The sequence below is a fragment of the Streptomyces sp. NPDC057654 genome (assembly GCF_042800135.1).
GTDB lineage: Bacteria > Actinomycetota > Actinomycetes > Streptomycetales > Streptomycetaceae > Streptomyces.
In genome coordinates, this window is sequence record NZ_JBHVHQ010001029.1 from 1 (window position 1) to 2,777 (window position 2,777).

A 2,777-nucleotide genomic window follows, 5' to 3' on the forward strand; every position below is an offset into this window, starting at 1 on the left:
GGTACACGCCGGTCGGCTACAACCCGGCCGACAGCTGGGGCGCGCAGGGGCACGGCGCGCCGCAGCAGGGCGGGTACGGACAGCCCGGCGCGCAGCCGAATCCGTACGCGCAGGCGCCTCAGCAGGCCCCGCAGCAGCACGCTCCTCAGCAGCCTCCGCAGGTACCGCAAGCACCGCCCGTCGCTCCTGCCCCCGCTCCCGCTCCCGCCGATCTGAACAAGCGCGACAACGAGGACGCCCGATGACGACCCCGAACCAGCAGCAGGCCCCCCAGGAGCCCGTGCCGCCGCAGGGGCCCCACGCGAACGCCCCGCAGCAGGCCCTCGCCCCGCCCGCCGCACAGCCGTACGGGCAGCCGCACGCACAGCAGCAGTGGCAGGGCGGCGCCTACGGCCAGGGGCAGTACCAAGGCCAGTACCAAAGCCAGGGCCAGCAAGGCCAGGGCCGGCTCTACGGCTACGCCTCGCCGATCCCCGTCCGCCAGGCCAGCCTCAGCGACGCCCTCGCCTCCGAGTGGACCAAGATCAAGTCGGTGCGGTCGACGATGTGGACGCTCGGCGTGCTGGTCGCCCTCGTCCTCGGCATCGGCCTGCTCGTCGCGGTGGCCGTCGGCTCCCAGGGCGAGACCCCCACCCCGCTCCCGAGCTTCGGCTTCTTCGGCGTGCTGCTCGGCTCGATGTGCGTGATCACGCTGGGCGCGCTCACGATGACCTCGGAGTACGGCACCGGGATGATCCGCACGACGCTGACCGCCTGCCCCAGCCGGGGCCGGGTGCTCGCCGCGAAGGGCATGGTCTTCTTCGCGGTCGCGTTCGTGATCACCGCCGTCAGCACGGTGCTCGTCGCGCTGATCCAGTCCGCGCTGCTCAGCGGCACCGTCACCGACGACACGACGACGGGCGGCGACTGGGTGCGGGCCACGATCGGCGTGAGCCTGTACGTCGCGACGCTGGGCCTGCTCGCGATGGGCGTCGGCACGCTGCTGCGGCACTCCGCCGGCGCCGTCACGGTCATGCTGGGCGTGGTGCTGCTGCCGCTGGTGCTGGGCCTGTTCATGGTCTCGCAGAGCCTGCACAAGGTCCGCGAGTTCCTCTTCCTGTACTCGATCCCCAGCCAGCTCAGCGGCTTCTACGGCACCTCGATGGGGGACAACGGCCCGACCGGCTGGACCCCGCTGTGGATCATGCTGGGGCTGACGGCGGTCGTGCTGGCCGGCGCCTACGCCGCCATGTCCAAGCGCGACGTGTAGATCAGGCGGGTGACCACGCCGCGGGGTCAGTACCGCGGCGCGTTACGGGACCGCTGGAGCCGCGCGCTCCGGCGGTCCCGCGCGTTCCAGCACGCCTTGTGCCAGTGCCGCCGGTCCTCCACGCCGCCGTGGTCGGGCCAGGCGACGACGTGCGGGACGCCGGGCGGGATCTCCTGGTCGCAGCCGGGGCACCGGTAGTGCTTGGCCGCGGCGCCGCCGCCGACCATCCGCACGATCCACGGCTCGCCCCGCCAGTCCTCCGAGCGCTCCAGTCCGTAGCGCTCGCTGGGGACGCCGCCCTCATCTCGCGCGGCGGGTTTGTCGGCGCCGCCTCGCGGGCGGTTTCGGCGCGGGGACACGGAACACCTCATGGGGATCTGGAGAGCTACGGGGCGTCACCAGATTACGCGTCAGGGTCACCGGCCCGGGTACACGTAGGGAAGCCGCTCCTCTGGCCTCTCTCTGATCATCATGAAAGTTTATGCGAAGCCGTGCCCTTGGCACGTGTCACCCGTTGTTGCCTACAGGGGGAGTCGCGTCGGTCGCTAGGAGGCGTAAGAGCGATGCGCGTTGGAGCTTTCGTCCTGGCAGCGCAGTTCCCCGGCCAGGGGCAGGGAGAGGCGCTGCACCGCGCCGTACGGACCGCGGAAGTCGCCGAGGAGGCGGGGCTGGACGACGTCTGGCTCGCCGAACACCACTTCGTGCCGTACGGCGTCTGCCCGTCCGCCGTCACCCTCGCCGGGCTGCTGCTCGGCCGTACCCGCCGGATCGGCGTCGGCACCGCCGTCAGCGTGCTGCCGACCGCGCACCCCGTGGCCCTCGGCGAGCAGGCGGCGCTGCTGCACCTCGTCTCCGGCGGGCGGTTCACCCTCGGGGTGGGGCGCGGCGGGCCGTGGGTGGATCTGGAGGTGTTCGGTTCGGGCGTCGAAGCGTACGAATCGGGGTTCCCGGAATCCCTCGAATTGCTGACGCGCTGGCTGCGGGGACCGAGAGTGGGGGCCGGCGGGGAGCGGTACGCCTTCCGCGAGGTCGATGTCGTGCCGCGCGCGGACGAGCTGCCGGAGCTCGCCGAGCCGCCCGTGATCGTCGCCTGTACCTCGCCGGGGACGGCCCGGCTCGCGGCCGAGCGCGGCCTGCCGATGCTGCTGGGCATGCACTGCGGCGACGAGGAGAAGGCGGAGATGGTGGCCCTGTGGCGGGAGCACGCCCTCGCCTCAGGCCGCCCGCCCGAGGAGGTCGCGGCGGCCGGGCACGTATCGGCCGGTGTCGTGCAGATCGAGGACGGCGAGAACACCGCGGCGGAGACCCTGAAGAAGTCGATGCCGGGCTGGCTGCGCCAGGGGCTGGCCGCCCATGTCACGGTCGACGGGCGCGAGCGCGCGATGCGCGACCCGGCGGCCTACACGGAGCTGCTGTGCGGCCTGCATCCGGTCGGCCCGCCGCGGCTGTGCGCGGACCGTCTGACGGCGCTGTCGGAGCGGACCGGCATCCGGCGGTTCGCCCTCCTGACGGAGGGCTCGGGCGATCT

The 2,777-nt window shown here is 72.9% G+C and carries 3 protein-coding genes and 1 pseudogene; 3 read left to right on the top strand and 1 reads right to left on the bottom strand.

Annotation, left to right across the window (positions count from 1 at the left end):
* Positions 1-245 (top strand): annotated as a pseudogene (locus ACFU99_RS39915) (ABC transporter ATP-binding protein); the annotation flags it as partial.
* Positions 242-1,249, top strand: coding sequence for an ABC transporter permease subunit (locus ACFU99_RS39920; RefSeq protein ID WP_384402535.1), 1,008 nt, complete (start codon positions 242-244; stop codon positions 1,247-1,249). The pseudogene ACFU99_RS39915 and the gene ACFU99_RS39920, both read left to right, overlap by 4 nt.
* A gap of 26 nt (positions 1,250-1,275) precedes the next feature.
* On the opposite strand, the gene ACFU99_RS39925 is transcribed toward ACFU99_RS39920, so the two are convergent.
* A complete protein-coding gene (locus tag ACFU99_RS39925) occupies positions 1,276-1,608 on the bottom strand; it encodes an ATP/GTP-binding protein (protein ID WP_384402538.1) in 333 nt (110 codons plus the stop codon).
* Between the two features lie 204 nt (positions 1,609-1,812).
* On the opposite strand from ACFU99_RS39925, the gene ACFU99_RS39930 reads away from it, so the two are divergent.
* Positions 1,813-2,777 (top strand): LLM class flavin-dependent oxidoreductase (locus ACFU99_RS39930; protein WP_384402542.1); only part of this gene is annotated, 965 nt, incomplete at its 3' end.